The sequence below is a fragment of the Glaciecola petra genome, assembly GCF_031846345.1.
Lineage (GTDB): Bacteria > Pseudomonadota > Gammaproteobacteria > Enterobacterales > Alteromonadaceae > Glaciecola > Glaciecola petra.
The window spans coordinates 212,975-230,497 of sequence record NZ_JAVRHX010000003.1 but is presented as its reverse complement, the minus strand read 5'-3'; the positions used below and the strand labels follow the sequence as shown (position 1 = coordinate 230,497).

The 17,523-nt window shown below is 41.4% G+C and carries 15 protein-coding genes; 3 read left to right on the top strand and 12 right to left on the bottom strand.

From position 1 onward, the window contains the following. Positions 1 to 18: 18 nt before the first annotated feature. Positions 19 to 408, bottom strand: a complete 390-nt coding sequence (locus RM552_RS11825) for a MerR family transcriptional regulator (RefSeq protein WP_311369058.1) — start codon at positions 406 to 408, stop codon at positions 19 to 21. 68 nt (positions 409 to 476) lie between these two features. On the opposite strand from RM552_RS11825, the gene RM552_RS11820 reads away from it, so the two are divergent. Beyond that, positions 477 to 2,516 carry a TonB-dependent receptor plug domain-containing protein gene (locus RM552_RS11820; protein ID WP_311369057.1) on the top strand — a complete coding sequence of 680 codons (2,040 nt, stop codon included), beginning with the start codon at positions 477 to 479 and terminating at the stop codon, positions 2,514 to 2,516. A 111-nt stretch (positions 2,517 to 2,627) separates the two neighbouring features. Here RM552_RS11820 and RM552_RS11815 read toward each other — a convergent pair whose 3' ends face one another. The 10 genes from RM552_RS11815 to pilM all read right to left on the bottom strand — a co-directional run bounded on the left by RM552_RS11815 (position 2,628) and on the right by pilM (position 11,560). Beyond that, positions 2,628 to 3,182: a hypothetical protein gene (locus tag RM552_RS11815; RefSeq protein ID WP_311369056.1), complete on the bottom strand. Its 555-nt coding sequence runs from the start codon at positions 3,180 to 3,182 to the stop codon at positions 2,628 to 2,630. A gap of 124 nt (positions 3,183 to 3,306) precedes the next feature. Next, entirely contained in the window at positions 3,307 to 3,687 is a 381-nt protein-coding gene (locus RM552_RS11810; protein WP_311369055.1) for a DNA adenine methylase, read from the bottom strand. A 41-nt stretch (positions 3,688 to 3,728) separates the two neighbouring features. Further along, complete coding sequence (locus RM552_RS11805; RefSeq protein WP_311369054.1) at positions 3,729 to 5,102, bottom strand: SPOR domain-containing protein; 1,374 nt, start codon at positions 5,100 to 5,102, stop codon at positions 3,729 to 3,731. A 60-nt stretch (positions 5,103 to 5,162) separates the two neighbouring features. Further along, entirely contained in the window at positions 5,163 to 6,251 is a 1,089-nt protein-coding gene (aroB, locus tag RM552_RS11800; RefSeq protein ID WP_311369053.1) for a 3-dehydroquinate synthase, read from the bottom strand. A 12-nt stretch (positions 6,252 to 6,263) separates the two neighbouring features. After that, on the bottom strand, positions 6,264 to 6,779 hold the full coding sequence (gene aroK, locus RM552_RS11795; protein WP_311369051.1) for a shikimate kinase AroK: 516 nt from the start codon (positions 6,777 to 6,779) through the stop codon (positions 6,264 to 6,266). Between the two features lie 256 nt (positions 6,780 to 7,035). Then, on the bottom strand, positions 7,036 to 8,790 hold the full coding sequence (locus tag RM552_RS11790) for a type IV pilus secretin PilQ (RefSeq protein WP_311369049.1): 1,755 nt from the start codon (positions 8,788 to 8,790) through the stop codon (positions 7,036 to 7,038). Continuing rightward, on the bottom strand, positions 8,783 to 9,322 hold the full coding sequence (locus RM552_RS11785) for a pilus assembly protein PilP (protein ID WP_311369047.1): 540 nt from the start codon (positions 9,320 to 9,322) through the stop codon (positions 8,783 to 8,785). Before RM552_RS11785 ends, RM552_RS11790 begins: the two co-directional genes overlap by 8 nt. Beyond that, positions 9,322 to 9,915: a type IV pilus inner membrane component PilO gene (locus RM552_RS11780; RefSeq protein ID WP_311369046.1), complete on the bottom strand. Its 594-nt coding sequence runs from the start codon at positions 9,913 to 9,915 to the stop codon at positions 9,322 to 9,324. Before RM552_RS11780 ends, RM552_RS11785 begins: the two co-directional genes overlap by 1 nt. Before the next feature lie 2 nt (positions 9,916 to 9,917). Continuing rightward, positions 9,918 to 10,505 (bottom strand): PilN domain-containing protein, encoded by a 588-nt coding sequence (locus RM552_RS11775; protein WP_311369045.1) that lies wholly within the window; start codon positions 10,503 to 10,505, stop codon positions 9,918 to 9,920. After that, on the bottom strand, positions 10,493 to 11,560 hold the full coding sequence (gene pilM / locus RM552_RS11770; protein ID WP_311369044.1) for a type IV pilus assembly protein PilM: 1,068 nt from the start codon (positions 11,558 to 11,560) through the stop codon (positions 10,493 to 10,495). The genes RM552_RS11775 and pilM overlap by 13 nt, the downstream gene beginning before the upstream one ends. A gap of 137 nt (positions 11,561 to 11,697) precedes the next feature. On the opposite strand from pilM, the gene RM552_RS11765 reads away from it, so the two are divergent. Both RM552_RS11765 and RM552_RS11760 read left to right on the top strand, forming a co-directional pair. Beyond that, the gene (locus RM552_RS11765) at positions 11,698 to 14,436 is read left to right on the top strand and encodes a penicillin-binding protein 1A (RefSeq protein ID WP_311369043.1); all 2,739 of its coding nucleotides are present in this window, start codon (positions 11,698 to 11,700) and stop codon (positions 14,434 to 14,436) included. 47 nt (positions 14,437 to 14,483) lie between these two features. Continuing rightward, entirely contained in the window at positions 14,484 to 16,178 is a 1,695-nt protein-coding gene (locus RM552_RS11760; protein WP_311369042.1) for an NAD-dependent malic enzyme, read from the top strand. 31 nt (positions 16,179 to 16,209) lie between these two features. Here the strand turns inward: RM552_RS11760 and argA are convergent, their stop codons facing one another. Further along, positions 16,210 to 17,517 (bottom strand): amino-acid N-acetyltransferase, encoded by a 1,308-nt coding sequence (gene argA, locus RM552_RS11755; RefSeq protein WP_311369041.1) that lies wholly within the window; start codon positions 17,515 to 17,517, stop codon positions 16,210 to 16,212. Positions 17,518 to 17,523: the final 6 nt, after the last annotated feature.

The window sequence follows — 17,523 nt, the reverse complement described above, 5'->3', positions numbered from 1 at the left end:
TCGTGTTATCAGACTGAGCTAATTTGATTGCAACTGATGCAGTATCGAGCATCCTTCAACAGTATGATTGTTGCACGATGATGCAAGTGACGCTAATGACTTTTCTAACAGGGCGAGCTCTTTCTGAGCCGCCTGAATGCGAATAAGTTGATTTTGAATCATCTCGTCGATAAAGGCGCAAGAAGCGTTTGGGTTATTCTGAACATCGAGCAGGCGCTTTATATCGATAATAGGAATATTAAGCTCTCTACAACGCCTTATAAACACAAGCGTTGCGATATCTTTTTTATCGTAATGCCTGTATCCACTTTCACTTCTTTTAGCTGGCAATAGCAGATTGACTTGCTCGTAATAACGAATTGTTTTAGCACTCACATTTGTAGCTTTCGCTAATTCGCTGATTTTCATGTTGACCTTCCAGTTACTGTAAGCTTTATAGTTATTGTACATTAATAATATTGAATTGGAGCAGTTTTATGTTTTCGTTATCACGCATCGCCTCGCTAGTTATCTTGTTTACGTGTGCATCTGAGGCCATTGCCGGTCAAAAGTTAGTGATGGCGTCAAACGCCAAAGAACCCGCTCTAAGGTCTGGCAGCATGCTTAGCGAAAACAACGATTTGCAGCAAGAAGATGACGATGATGATGAAGACGTCGAGAAAATTATTGTACAAGCAACCCGATCAGGTCGGATTGCAGACGAACTGCCAATGCGTGTAGAGATAATTAACCGTGAAGAGATAATGGAAAAATCAACCATGCGCCCAGGGAATATATCTATGCTTGTTGCAGAGACCGGAGGTGTGCGCGTTCAGACAACTTCACCCGCTCTTGGCAGCGCAAATATTCGTCTACAAGGCCTTTACGGGCGATACACTCAGTTACTTGCAGATGGATTACCTCTGTATGGAAATCAAGCGGCATCTATCGGCATATTACAGATCCCGCCTACTGATTTAGGGAGGGTTGAAATAATCAAAGGATCCGCATCTTCTTTGTATGGCGGCTCGGCCTTAGGTGGCGTTATTAATCTTGTCTCTAGACGGCCAGGCGAAGAGTTTAATGGAGAGACTATCGTTAATCTAACTACCCGTGACGCTCAAGATGTCACGGCGTACATAGAAGCTCCTTTATCAACAGCGCTGAAAGCCTCCTTAACCGCAGGCGCTCACCACCAAAAAAGTGTCGATATTGATAATGACGATTGGATAGACTTGGCTGGGTATGAGCGCTACACCGTTCGCCCTAGATTATTTTGGAACGGGGACGAGGGTGAAAGTCTGTATTTTACTGCTGGTTATATGACCGAAAACAGAAGAGGGGGGACTGTGGATGGCGGTGTGGTAGCAGATGGTGACGCGTTTGAACAAACGCAGGATTCAAAGCGTTTCGACAGTGGCTTGGTTTTTACCATGCCCCTTGGCGACAATTATACCTTCTCAACCAGAGCATCAGCCATGATACAAGAGCATAATCACCTTTTTGGTGATGTTATTGAAGACGACAAACACGAAAGTTATTTATTAGAGAGCAGTTTGTCTAGTTACACCGATAGAAGCGATTGGGTAGTTGGTCTAGCGTATTTGTCTGATATTTATGAATCGGATGCGTTTTCGACATTCGACTATTCTTATGAGGTGCCAAGTCTATTCGCACAAGTAGACTATGAAATGACCTCTGAATTGACGACTTCTGTTAGTGCAAGAGTTGATGAACACAGTGATTTTGGTACCCAGATAAGCCCAAGGGTCTCACTACTGTACAGACCTGGCGATTTAACCATTCGAGGCTCTTATGGAAAAGGTTATTACGCACCGACGCCATTCGTAGAAGAACTTGAAGCCGCAGGGCTATCTAGGTTGGCACCAATCCAAAATTTAGCAGAAGAACAAGCTGAAACTGCGTCGTTAGACTTCACCTATACTTACAACAAAATAGAAACGAGCTTCACACTGTTTGGATCAAATGTTGAAAACGTAACAGAGTTAGAAGCTTTTTCGTCTCAGGAAAATATGATGCTAGACCGAGTGAGACTCGTTAATGCCGATGGAGAAAGTCAAATTCGTGGGTCTGAAGTGTTAGTACGATATTATTGGCGCGATATTAAACTGACTGCTAGTTATCTCTACTTAGATGCTACTGAACAAGCTACTGCCGACGGCGACAGTCAAAAAATTGCACTCACACCCAAGCATTCAGCAGGTTTTGTTGCCATGTGGGAGGAAGAGGAAGAATTTCGAGTAGGGTTCGAAGCTTATTATACAGGTCCGCAGCGCGTGAACGACAATCCGTTTATCGATGAGTCCGACCCTTATTGGCACTTAGGGCTTATGGGAGAAATTACGGTTGGTCGTGCCAGTTATTTTATAAATCTGGAGAATCTTTTGGATATCAGACAAACTGATGAACATCCGTTGCTATTGCCTGCAAGAGCACCAGGTGGTCAATGGACAACTGATATATGGTCTAGGAATGATGGGTTTATTGCAAATGCGGGGGTTAGGGTGTCGTTTTAAACATCAGGGATGATTTTGATTGCCCCGTGTTAAGGACTTTGGAGATTAAAGCATATAAATTCTATAGTATTCTCAATCACTATTGTGTCTTCAGCAGTTGCTATATTTATGTCAGGCAAAGTCAGAGAAAAAGACAGTGTGATTTGATGAATTAGATAAGAAGATTCTTCTGTTTTCGAAATTAAATGGTTTATGTGTCTCGTCAATCTTCAATATCCCCTCATGATGTAAAAATTTATAAAAATCAATAACGATAAGCAGGTATGACCGCGCAGTTGAAAGAGAAATATTCGAACTCTGTGTCGACGGGCGTTTAATTAAATCAATAAGGTAATTAGAAAAAAGCCATACAGGACTCTCTCTATGGCTTTCAGTCACTGAGCGATAGCTGCATTTCGCTTGGCAAAGCCACCTGGTAAAATGTAAGAGGGCATATCCCGCCGTATTAACATTTTTATTTCCTTTTACTTTAAGCAAATAATGTAAGTAATGATTTTGCGGATACACAAGACTACCATCTTCGCGCAGTAATAAGCGCAGTGGCTTCCAGTTCTTAAATTTTCCGGAGACAGCGCTAATACGTTGTTCAGTTGAAAGTAGAACTAGCTTTTTACTAGATATGTCGACCTGTGCATCTATTAGGAATATGTTGAACGAACCAGTCATTACGTTTTACCGTTTTGGAAAAAACACTTAACTAGTATAGAACAATTCTCTTACTTACAAGGTCTCAGTCATAAAAGTTAGACCTTACGAATTCTACTCTAACCGTCATAAAAAACTAGCAACTCTATCCGTGTCTGTTTAAGTAAATAAACATGGCTGACCGTTTTAATGAGTCGTTTGTTCGATTAAACTGCTCACGAATTTGATAATAATTTTCTGATTGATTATTCAGCGGGGTAAATAATGCATTGGCTTGACTAATTAACGCTTCTGGCTCACTTTTTATAGTGTTAAACAGAGAAATCAGGTCAGGATTGCTATCAAAAAGAGTGTAGTTGTCAAAGTTTAAATTTAAGAAAACTGAACCTCCACCTACAAAGGGTTCAATTAAGTGAGAGGTATTATTCTTGGGTAGTAGTGCCGCAATGCGGTGCACGATGCGTCGTTTACCACCAGCCCATTTGAGCGGTGATCGGTAAAGCCTGTTACTTGCTTCTTTGCTCACTCTATTCCTATTTATTATTTTTATATTTTGTAAGGCGTATGCTAGCGTTGTTTAATTTCTAACTGGATCTGATTAACACTTTTAGCGAACGGTTGGGCTTGCCTTATTTCTTCGGGTAAGCTCGTTAATTTGTTAAGCGCTGACTCTATCGACGCAAATGAGTCTTTATACAATACAACATACCAAGCGCCACCATAACGTTCGGTCTGGTAAACCCATGTAGAATTTCTTAAGCTATTATCGTTTAAAAAATCTTCTAAAACGCTGGGGTTTTGTATTCCTGATAATTGCAATACGATTGCATCGGAAGGCAATGATAATAGTGTAGTTTCATCAAACTGATAGTCAATAGCAATCTCTGAATCTGTAATATTTTTGCCATTAGCGATTAAGATTGTTTCATCTTTATTTGATTCAGTTGTTAGTTCTGACTCAAAATTAGCCGCTAATTGGTCAACACTAATAATGTCTGGTACTTTGAAATCCCCACTAGATGGCTTTGATACATTGTCTTCTGTAAATGTATTGGTCAGTGGACTAGCGATTGCTGATAGCTGACTATCATCGGCTTCTGAATCAACCAGTTCAAGGTTGCTTGCATATGTGTTTATCTTATTAGAGTCTTCTTCTTTGACTGTGGGTTTTTTCAGAACAACCGCTTCGTTGGCAACAATATCTAATGCTAAGTCAGCTTCCTCTATATCAAATACCGCTACATCTTCTGGATTTGAGAAGTCTCCCGCAATAACGTCGCTTATTTCTTCAGGGTACTGCCAAGCTATTAAACCGATAAAAATAACAAAAAACAGACCTAGGACACTGCCAATAAACCATTTGTTACTAACAATTGGACGATTGGCCACGGCAAACCATGATTTATCTTCCGCCATTAGTGCTTCTAAGGCATGTACATCAAAGCCTGTTGCGTCAACATTTTGCGACGACAATAAGATAGGTTTATGACTGTTTTGTTTTGGGAGCCATTCTTGTGCAGATTCTGCCCAATTACTTTCAGCAAACAAAATCACGTTGATATGTGTAGGTCTATTTGCACTTTGCGCCTCACTAACCCAATCCCACAATTCCTGTAAAAAAGACTGAGGTAAACACTCGGCTTGGGTAATACATACCAGAACGGCAGCCCCATTGCTGTCGTATTCTTCTAACAAAAGCGGTAATGGCCTAATAAAACTGCCTACTGTTTGGCCGGTTAGTTGTCGGCAAATAGCCGCTCGATATTCAATAATATCGTTGTCTATATCTGCATTAATAAAGGAGATTTCGGTGTTTGTTTCTTGTTCTGCTAAAAAGTCATTTAAGGTTCGATGCTGATCAGAAAGCTTCTCGCTGCTGACGAAAATCAACTGAGATGAGTAATTTACTAAATGTGCTAAGCGATCGTGTAACTCTGACAATATAAACATCCTAAATCAAGCCGTGTAACCTGAAAAAGATGGGTTATCACTGCGAGGTTTTTATTCTACAGACGTGGAATCAAGTAATAGATGTAATTCTTCATCTTTTACATCACTAACAACGTGTGCTTTTCCTATACCGATGGGCAATATAAAACGCATCGTGCCACTGACCACTTTTTTGTCTCTTTGCATATGCCCTATATAATGCTTGGCTTGCATCGATGTTGGCCCTTTAACGGGTAAAGAAAAAGCACCAAGTAGTTGCTCAACTTGACGTAATTCTGACACCAGCATCTGTTTGCGCATAACTGCTAGCTCACAAGCAAGCATTGTGCCAGCGGCTACAGCCTCACCATGAACCCATTTACCATAACCCATTTCTGCCTCTATCGCATGACCAAATGTATGGCCTAGATTCAGCAATGCGCGAATCCCATGTTCTTTTTCGTCTAAATTAACGACTTCTGCTTTTATCTCGCAACATCTAGCAATCATGATGCTTAAGGTTTGGAGTGATTTGGATTGGATTAATTCAATATTTTGTTCTAACCAATTAAAAAATGCTAAGTCATAGATAATGCCATATTTAATGACTTCAGCCATCCCTGCGGCAAATTCACGGTCAGGCAGCGTAGATAAACTCTGAGGGTCAATTAATACTGCTTTTGGCTGGTAGAAAGCGCCAATCATATTTTTACCTAAAGGATGATTAACTGCTGTTTTTCCACCAACAGAAGAATCGACCTGGGAAAGTAAGGTCGTTGGCATTTGTATAAAGTCGATGCCACGCTGATAGCAAGCGGCAACAAACCCGCTCAAATCACCAATAACACCTCCGCCCAAGGCCAATACACACGCATCTCTAGATATTCTAGCTTCGAGCATTCTACTCAATACTAATTCAAAATTCTGTAGGTTTTTCTGCGCTTCACCGTCAGGCAATATAATTGGGATAGATGTCTTGCCGCCTTGCTCTAAAAGTTTCAATAATGGGTCAAGAAACAGTGGCGCAACAACTTCATTAGAAATAATGACAACATGATTCCCCTTAATTGCGGACAACAAAAAGCCGGCGTCTAAAAATGCACCGGCTTCTATTTTGATGGGATAACTTCGCTCTCCAAGGTCAACGCGAATATTGGGCATAATATTGGCCTACTATAATCCTATTTTACCAATGATTTGATTGGCAACCGCGCGTGCACTTTGCTCGTCTGTGTCAATAACATAATCAGCCACTTCTTCGTATAGTGGATTGCGTTCTTCTGACAGGGCAATTAGAACTGCCTCTGGGTCATCATTTTGCAGAAGAGGGCGCCTTTTATCTCGTTGTGTTCTCGCGACTTGCTTATCGATTGTCGTTTGTAAATAAACGACAATACCCCGAGCAGATAAGCGATTTCTTACCGCTTTTGAAACGACTGAACCGCCGCCTGTTGCTAATACAATACCTTGCTTGTCAGTAAGATCATGAATCACGCCTTCTTCGCGTTTGCGAAAACCGTCTTCTCCCTCTAGGTCAAATATCCAAGCGATATCTGCCCCAGTTCTGCGTTCAATTTCTTGGTCTGAATCAAAAAAATCTAAATGTAATTCTTCTGCTAAGTGCCTGCCTATAGTACTTTTACCAGCCCCCATAGGTCCTACAAGGAATACGTTACGTTTCTCTGCCATATTTGTATTAATTCACATCTAATATAAGTGGTGTCGGCACAGTGTTTTGTGTTTGGTTACCGACAATTACCATAGCCTTCTAATGCTTCAATAAGCCAGTGCTATGAGCGCAAAAATCCTCGTCTTTAATTCGAGCCGCGGGATTATCTCAAGTAACGGGCTGTGTTTGCAAGCCCTGTGAAGCAAATGCTTGTAAGTAGATGTAAAAATAGCGCTTTTAAGCGCTATTTTATTCGATAAAGTCTAAAAAATAGACTTATTCGGTGGTAATTATTTTAGGTGTAACAAAAATTAGGAGTTCACGCTTCTCTTCAACGACACCTCGTGTGCTAAATAATTTTCCGATAACAGGTAAGTCACCAAAAAGTGGCACTTTAGTATGGTCGTCCGAACTTATCTGCTGAAATATTCCACCAAGTACAATTGTTTCACCGTTTTCCACTAAAACTTGTGTACTGATTTCTTGCGTGTCTATGGCCACAGCAGGTCCTGTAGAGGTAGATACGGTTTCGCCTCTTGTATCTTGCGTAACGACTAAATTTAAAATAATGCGATTGTCAGGTGTGATATGGGGTGTTACTTTTAGACTCAACACCGCTTTCTTAAATTCGACTGATGTTGCGCCACTTGACGTTGCTTGTACGAAAGGAATTTCAGTTCCCTGTTCGATGTAAGCTTCTTGCTGATTTGCAACGGTGATGCGCGGGCTTGCTATGATTTCACCTTTGTTTTCAGACTCCAGTGCACTTAACTCTAAATCTAAGATGTTTCCATCGATGAGGCTGGCAATCTGGAATCCAATTCGACCCGCAGCATTTGCGACCGGTAAATTTACGTTAAGTCTATCGGTTATTTCACTTGGCACTGTACCTCTATTGGCAATATCTGCGCCCACTAGAGAGCCAGAACTTGCTCCATCACTAGAGTTGGCCGTGAATCCCCAACGCACTCCTAGCTGTTCTCCTGCATTGTCGCGTACCGTTACCATGCGTGATTCGATCAGTACTTGTTTGACTGGAATGTCTAACGAATTAATGATTTCTCTCGCTTCGTCAATTGATGCTTGAGTATCGCGAATGAGCAGCGTATTGGTTCTTTCGTCCACGCTTACTGCGCCTCTGTCTGACAATATGCCACCATCAGCTGTTTTTAATATGGCCGCCAACTCTGAAGCACGTGCATAATTAATGACAATATTAGCCGAGGTCAAGTCAGCTAGGCGCTGGACTTGTTGCTTAGACTGTAAGGCTGCAGTTTCACGAGCGGTTAATTCTTCGCTCGGTGCGATAAGTAAAATATTTCCTTCTAGGCGTTTATCTAATCCTCGTATTTTAAGGATCATGTCTAAAGCTTGATCCCAAGGAACACCGCTTAAACTAATAGTCACATTGCCGCTAACTGTGTCTGTGGTGACTAAGTTAAAACCGTTTACTTGCGCGATTATTTGTAACACTTGACGGACAGGAACATCTTGGAAATCTAAGCTAATTGGCTTACCGATATATTCTATGCCTTGGCTTTTTTCAACCTGATCTTGACTAAGAGGTGAAAGCGTAAACACTAAAGATTGGTCAGATGTACTTTTTTGTACTTTTACACTGCCACTGTATAAAATTTCCAAACGAGAAATGTCGTCAGTCTGGAATGTTTCGAGTTTATTTACGACGGTGCCAAACTGACCCACATCTATTTGAACGTATTGGTCATCGTTCAGATGAGTATTTTCAAAACTAATATCCAATTTACCTTCTGCTTCAATATATGAAACACTGGGTGCTTGTTGGTCAAACATGATTGTAACAACAGCATTATTGCCGTCTCGTTTAAAATCGACCGAAGACAGTTTTGTTAAAGTTTGGGTTTCAGTAAGGCCTTCTGGGTCAACCAGATCAATCTGTTGTTCTTGAGCAACTACCCCAAAAGTAATAATACTAAGCAAAAGCACGATGGTAAGATACCAGATCGGTTTTCTTCGGTTTAACTTAGTATTGAATATATATTGTCTAGACATTGCTGCTTTCCCCTACCATTGATGACATGTTTAGCGTTGTATCTTTGCTTTTCCAGCAACCAGCGCCATCTGGCAACATCTCTTGGATTAAAATTTCACTATTTGTAATTTGCGTGACTCGACCGTTAAATAAACCTAAATAACTGCCACGTGTCACTTTGTGTAGACTTCCGTCGTTTGCTTTTATGAGCGCATATTTATTACCATTGGTGGTAAATACCCCTGCCATTTGTAAGCCATCTATACCAAAGTTTTCTAAGGCTTGTTTATTGCGTGCCGTATTAGGTTGTTTGCAGTTTGGCGTTTGCACTGCCGCTGGAGAGGCTGCTGTATTTACTGTGCGCAAAAATGGGCTTCTCAGCCCGCTAGCTTGGTAATTCACAGTATCCATGGCTGCAAATTCTGGATATGGGTCAATGTTCACTTGCGTATTGCTGCGAACCTGATCAGTGTATTGAATTAAATCATCAATATCGGCTCCACACCCTTGAATGAGCAAAATACAACTAAGGGTAATAAATAATTTTTTCATTATTGCTCCGTTGCCTCTGCTCTGTAGGTTCGTGCTTGCATAGTTAACACCAATGAATCACCCGCCACATTGATGTCAAAATCATGTAGTGTAACAATGCGAGGTAGATTCGCGACGTTTGATGCAAACTGACCAAATTCATGATAAGAGCCTGCGACTTCCAACTGAATGGGTAGCTCCGTGTAAAACTCTTTGGGAATCTCCTGTTGCCAGTTTAGGAGCTTAAATGAAAGTCCAGCATCAGTGCCAACAAATGTCACGTCATCTAACAATCCAGGCGTTTCGTTGCTATTGGGCAAAGATTTAAGCATGGATGAAAAGTCTTGCTCAATACGCTCGAGTTGTTCGATGTAGGCGTTTAAATTTACGGCCACTCTATATTTAGCTTCAAACGTTGAACGAAGCTCGGTTTCTTTGTTTTTTGCACCTTCTAAAATAGGTAGCTTGCTCGAAATAATCGCGTAATAACATATTGCTGACACAATAATTGCACATACAAAGCCCACTACAATTTTAATTTCTTTTGGCCATATTGCGACTTGTTCGAAATCTAAATCGTTTATTTCTTTAAGTTTATTGACATCAAAATCCATGTTTATTTTTCCTTGTCTTCGTCAGTTGTTTCAACATCAACCGATGCATACTGAGGGGCAATAGAAAACTGTAGCTCAAAATCACTTATCGCATTTATGCCTGATTTGTCAGCAACGATTGATGATAGCTCTGGGCTTACAAATACCTCAGACTCTTCAATTTCGCGCATAAATGCAGACAAACGGTTATTTGATTCACTGACACCAATAATTTTGATGTTGTCTTGTGTACGACGCATACTCGAGAATGAAACGCCTGCCGGTACTAAGCGAGCTAATTCGTCGAATACAAGAGGGGTTAAGTTTCGACTAACCTGAAGTTGCTCAATTAGGGCCATGCGCAAGCTTATTGCGTCTCTGGCTTCAGTAATTTCGCTTATTTCTGATATTTGTTGATCAAGTACACCAATTTGCTGCTTTAAATAATTGTTTCGTGAATTTTGGTTTCGAATCTGCTGGTCAAAAATCTGGCCGGCTAGCCAAAATAGAATAAACACACCCACCGAAAGACCTACCAATGAGCCAATGTATTGTTTCTTTTGTGTTTGTCTTAGGCCTTCACGCCACGGTAGTAAATTTATTTTTGCCATGCTTCCAATTCTCTCGTTGCAAGGCCCACCGCAATGGTAAGTTGGGGAGCAAGGCTGTAAAGTCGCTCGGCGTCAAGTTTGTCACTGAGTTTCATTTTTTTGAATGGGTTAAACAGGCTAACGTCTAGTGATAATTCTTTTTCAAGCTCTTCACAAACGTTAGGCAGGTTTGCAATACCACCGGCTAGAAACAGTCGGTTAGGCATTTTTTTATGAGTCGTTGCTGTGTACATCTGTAGAGAGCGTTGAATCTGTTGTTGTAAGCTTGCTATAAAGCCTGGTACAGATTGCACCAACCATTCTTCAGGTGCAGTTCCGTTTGCTAATTGAGTCTCTACTTCTTGTATTTCGACCCCAAAGATTAGCGATAAATCTTGATTGAGTTTATTTAGGCCAAAAGCGTGTTCTTTGGTATAAATGACCTCTTGGTTTTGCACAACACTTAACTGGAGTAAAGTCGCACCAACATTGACACAACAAATTATCTGTTCGTCTTCATCGTCGTCTAATTGATTAATAAATGACTCGCCAAGCGCATTAGTTTCTACATCAATGATTTTGGGATCAAATAATGCTTCTCTTACAACCGTTATTCTGCTGTCGACTAAATCGCGATGTGCGGCACTAAGTAATACTTCTACTTTGCCTGTATGCGTTGCGCTCGGACGAAGCTCCTCGAAATCTAGATAAACTTCGCTGAGTGGATAAGGAATAAGACTATCTGCTTCGAGCTCAATTTGGCTTTCTAGCTCAAAATCTGTTTGGTCTGGTTCCATATATACCAACTTGCATATAACAGAAGAACCAGAAACAGCTAATGCGCATGCTTTACTATTTACCTTAAGCGAATTCTTAACTTTCTTTAAGGCAATACTTACTGCGTCGAAATCTTTAAGTTCTCGCTCTGTGAATGCGTTTCCGAGTATGGGTTCGCATGCAATACCCACTACCTCGGTAGCGCCACCCTTTACATCAAGACTAACCGCCTTAATGTATTTTGTGCCTATGTCTAGACCGATTATAGTTTTAGCCTTTTTTGAAAAAAGCGACTTCATTCGTGGTAGCCTAATCTGGATTAAAGTATCATATGCGTCGCATATTACTGTTTTTTGTTAATAGGTATGTATGTGTTAACGACACATACGTATAAAATTTAAGTCATTTTCGTTAATTTTTGAGAAAAGTAGCTATTGTGAAGTTTGTAAAGTCCGTATTCATTTTCAGTCTTGTCCTTATATTATTGGGCGTTGCCTCTGTGTTTGGCTTGTATCTCTATTATGAAGATGAGTTGCCAAGTGTTGATGTTTTGCAAGATGTTGAACTGCAGACACCTATGAGAATTTATACCCAAGATGGTGCGCTTATCTCGCAATATGGTATTAAAAGAAGAATACCGGTTTCGTTAGAAGATGTCCCCGAGACCTTGGTACAGGCTTTGATTGCGACAGAAGATAGTCGTTTTTATGAGCATGTAGGGGTTGACCCCATTGGTGTGTTAAGGGCTGTAGTGAATTTAGTCGCCACTGGTGAAAAAGGCCAAGGTGCAAGTACTTTAACCATGCAATTAGCAAGAGGTTTTTTTGGCTTAACTCGGAAAAAAGAATATTCTAGAAAAATAAAAGAAGTTTTCATTGCGTTAAAAATGGAACAAGAGCTTTCTAAAGATCAAATATTAGAGCTCTATTTAAATAAGGTCGAATTAGGTCATCGCTCATTTGGAGTAGGTGCCGCAGCTCAAGTTTATTATGGCAAATCATTAAACGAACTTACCTTAGCGCAATTAGCCACTATTGCTGGGCTCCCTCAGCGACCTTCCGCATCTAATCCCATTACTAATCCTAGATTATCGAAAGAAAGACGCAGAGTCGTTTTATTGCGTATGTTAGATGAGGGTTATATTACCAGAGAGCAATTCGATGAAGCTGCAGCCGCGCCGGTTACAGCTAAGAAACATGGCGCCGAAATTGAAGTAGACGCACCTTACCTAGCCGATATCGCGTACAATGAAATGATCGAAATATACGGCAAGGAGATTGCTGAAAATAGCGGTTTTCAAGTTTATACTAGTGCGTATTCTCATACTCAAATTGCTGCCCAAAAAGCTGTATTGCGAAATTTGCATGACTATGATGAACGCCATGGTTATCGAGGACCATTGTCATATATTTGGAATGCACCTCCCGCCGAAACAGATAACGAAGAATTATCGACAGAAATATCAGAGTCAGCATTGCAAGAAGCCGTGCCGAATGAACAACCCGCATTAGAAGTAATACAACATGCGCTTGGCAACACAGAAGCAATTGATGCTTTAATTCCCGCCGCAGTAATGCAAGTTGAAGAACGTTCAGTGCAAGTGCTTACATTAGAATATGGAGAGATAACACTTGATTGGGACGGTTTAGATTGGGCCCGCAAATACATCGATGACAATAGGCAAGGTTCAGAACCAGAGCAGGCTGCTGATATTCTTAGCGAAGGGATGTTGGTTTATGTGCGTCAACGAGAACAAGACAAGGTTTGGCAATTGTCTCAGTTTCCAGTTGCGTCTGGGGCGTTTGTGGCTTTGAATCCGTTTGACGGAGCTGTTGAAGCAGTGGTTGGCGGATATAGTTTTTATCACAGCCAGTTTAATCGAGCGACACAAGCAAAAAGGCAAGTGGGATCTAACATCAAACCATTCGTATATGCTGCTGCCATTGATTCTGGATATACAATTGCTAGCTTAATTAACGATGCACCTATTAATCAATGGGACGCATCATCTGGGGTCGCTTGGCGCCCGCAAAATTCACCAGCTGTGTACGATGGTCCTATCAGGATGCGTGTGGCTTTAGGTAAATCAAAAAACGTAGTGTCAGTGCGTTTACTGCGTGGCGTAGGGCTTGAAGATACACGTGATTACATTACTCGCTTTGGCTTTGACCGTAATGAGGTGCCACTTGATGAAACAATGTCACTAGGCTCGGGTGCTCATACACCCTTAGAAGTTGCCTCGGGCATAGCAACTATCAAAAATGGTGGGTTTGCGGTTCGTCCATACTTTATTGAGCGTATAGAAAACAGCGATGGGCAAATTATTTGGCAAGTTGAGCCCGTGTACGCCTGTGATCCTTGTGAAGGTTTTGATCGAAGCGGTAAAAAATTAGTTATTGAGGAGGATGTTCCTCCAGAAGAAATTGTCATCGCAAGTACTGATGAAGATTTAGAAGCGCAGCTAGCGGCTCAATTTGCAAATGACAATCAACTTGATCTAGCACTGCCGACAAATGATGACGCTTCAAGCCTAGTAGGCGAAAGACCACCTATGCAACCTGCACCAAGAGTCATTTCAGAACAAACCGCATTTTTGGTTTCTGAAATGATGCGAACCGCTGTCAGGGCAAATGGTAATTGGAATAATAAAACGTACTGGCTTGGTACAGGTTGGCGTGCAAGAAATATACTAGAGCGTACTGATATTGGTGGTAAAACGGGTACCACTAACGATTCGCGCGATACATGGTTTAGTGGGTTTGCTCCAGGCTATGTTGCGACTGCTTGGGTTGGCTTTGATGACAATGTAAGACAACTCGGAAGAGCTACCCGAAACCCCAATTTAATTGCGAAAAATCCAGACAAACATAGATGGATTGGAAACGCGATGATTGGTGTTGAAGATGGTGCAAAAGCAGCACAACCTGCGTGGATATATTTTATGAAAGAAGTATTAAAAGACACGCCACAAACCCAGAAAAGCATACCTGGGGGAATTGTTAGAGTAAGAATAGATCGCAACTCTGGTAAACTTTCGCGTAATATAAATGCATCTTCAATGTTCGAATACTTTGTAAAAGGCACAGAGCCGACTATATTTGAATCAGAAAACTCACTTGAACTTCCTATTGAAGACGGAACAAAGACGACGGAAGCAATAGAAGAATTATTTTAAATCATTGCTCCTATATTTTAGCTACTGATAGCATCTAAAGGCACAACATGTCAGCAAATGATACGCAACCTTATCTTTATACCCACTATGCAGGCCCTGCACTTCTTGAGACACCTTTGTTAAATAAGGGCAGTGCATTTACTGAGCGAGAACGTAAATCGTTCAATTTACTTGGCTTGGTTCCACCAAGATACGAGTCAATTGATGAGCAAGTCGAACGTGCTTATATGCAATACAGTAGCTTTGTTAGTCCGCTCAACAAACATATTTTTCTCCGGGCGATACAAGACAACAACGAAACCTTATTTTTCCGATTGCTGCAAAAGCACATCGAAGAGATGATGCCAATAATTTATACCCCAACAGTGGGCGAGGCCTGTGAGCGTTTTTCTGACATCTATCGTTCTTCACGTGGTTTATTTATTAGCTACGACGAACGGCACATGATGCAAGACATATTGCGCAATGCAACAAAACGTAAAGTCCGAGTAATTGTTGTGACTGACGGCGAAAGAATTTTAGGTTTGGGTGACCAAGGCATTGGTGGCATGGGAATTCCAATTGGAAAACTCTCTTTATACACTGCTTGCGGAGGTATTAGCCCTGCTTATACTTTGCCAGTAATGCTAGATGTTGGGACAAATAATAAAAAACTACTAGATGACCCAATGTATATGGGCGCGCGTCACCCTCGAATCGAACAACAGCAATACGACGAGTTTTTGGACATGTTCATTGATGAAGTAACAGCAAGATGGCCAGACGCGATGATTCAGTTTGAAGATTTCGCCCAGCCAAATGCCATGCCATTATTACACCGCTATCGTGATAAAGTTTGCTGTTTCAATGACGACATTCAAGGTACCGCTTCGGTTACCTTAGGAACTATCTTAGCCGCTTGCAAAGCGCGTGGTGATATGCTTTCTAAGATGAATATTGTATTTGTTGGAGCGGGCTCAGCTGGGTGTGGTATTGCTGAGATGTTAGTTCAACAAATGGTGTTTGAAGGGTTAAGTGAAAAAGCCGCTCGTCAGCGGGTCTTTATGGTTGATCGTTTTGGCTTACTTAGCGAAGGGATGCCTGATATGCGAGATTTTCAGGCTAAACTAGCACATTCAAAAGAGGACTTAGTTGATTGGAGTTATAGTGGCGAGTATCCGGCTTTATTAGATGTGATAAATTGTGCTAAACCAGATGTTTTAATTGGCGTTTCGGGGCAAGCGGGCTTGTTTACAGAACAAGTTATTAGCAGTATGAGCCAACACTGTAAAACGCCTATCATTTTTCCATTAAGTAACCCTTCTCGGCAGGTCGAGGCGCGACCTGAACAAGTTATAGAATGGACTAAAGGTAATGTGGTATTGGCAACAGGTTCACCTTTTGATGATGTAGAGTATGAAGGGAAAATATTCCCAGTCGCACAGTGCAACAATAGTTATATTTTCCCTGGTATAGGATTAGGTGTGATTGCGGCCAAAGCACGTTTAATCAGCGACGAAATGTTAATGGCAGCGAGTAATGCGCTCGCCGATGCCTCTCCTCTAGCCAATGGTGAGTCAGAATATTTACTACCACGATTAACTCAAATTACCGAATTGTCTAAAGATATAGCATTTGCAGTTGCCAAGGTTGCCATGGAGCAAGACCTTGCGCTTACCACGAGCGATGAAGCCCTAAAAGCGCGCATCGAAAAGCATTTTTGGGAAGCCGAGTATCGCCCTTATAAACGCGTTAGCTGGTAGGGCATGACTGCATTACTTTTTATGGCGTGAGTTAAAGCGTGAGCATAAAGACTTTTGAGTTTCGTTGATAGTTATAAAGTTGTTGCTTGGTTTCTGGCAGTGAGTCGATATTCTCTTCTACAAAGCCTTGTTCTAAGAACCAATGACTGGTGACTGTAGTTAGTACAAATAAGGTACTAATATTATGCTTTAGAGCTTGTGTTCTTAATGCGTCCAGTAAGCGCTCGCCGCGATTTTTTCCGCGGTAATCATTATGTATGGCAACACAAGCAATTTCTGCCATGTCACTCTCTTCAAACATATGCAAAGCAGCGCACGCTATAATCATACCATCACGCTCAATTACGCTGTATTGGTCAACTTCGCTTTCTAAGCGTTCTCGAGAACGTGGTAACAATACACCGCTTTTCTCTAATGGTTGGATTAATTTAAGAATACCACCTACGTCATCAATATTTGCTGTTCGTAGTTGTTCGTAGTGGGTTTGCATCACAAGGCTGCCATGACCATCACGGGTAAATAACTCTTTTAATATCGAACCATTATGATGGTAACTAACACAATGGGAGCGTTCGATACCTGCTTCGACTGTTGCCAACATAGCGCTTAAACAGGTTACGTCTGCGTTAATTAAACCCTCGTCAATTTGCATTTTTAAGGCGTCTAATTCAATTGTTCTGATAAGCTTTTGGTCGGTAAAGATACCGTCTTTGTCTGAAAGTGTTATTAGTTTGTGGGCATCTAAGGCAATTGCCGCTTGCGTGGCAACATCCTCATGGGACAAATTGAATACTTCACCAGTTGGTGAATATCCCATTGGCGATAACAACACAATTGAGCCATCTCCAAGTTGATTTTTTATTCCTTCCACATCTATACGGCGAACCTTCCCCGTATGCTCATAATCAATGCCATTACGAACGCCAATTGGTTTCGCGATGACTAAATTGCCCGAACAAACACGAATACGAGCTCCATGCATGGGTGAATTGGGCAGTCCCAATGTAAGCAGTGCTTCAATTTGACTCCGCAACGAACCTGCAGCATCTTTTACACACTCTAAGGTTGATTTATTAGTAATGCGCACACCATCGACAAATTGCCCTTGTATGCCTCTAAAACCGATACGTTCGTCAATTTGCGGCCTTGCTCCATGCACAATAATAATTTTGATACCCAAGCTATGCAGTAGCGCTATATCCTGTATTAAGCGAGCAAAATTATCGCTTTGAGCAGCTTCACCACCAAACATTATTACAAAGGTTTTTCCTCTATGCGCGTTCATGTATGGCGCTGAATTGCGAAATAATTTTACACTGTCTTGATGGGAAAGGGTCATCGCTTT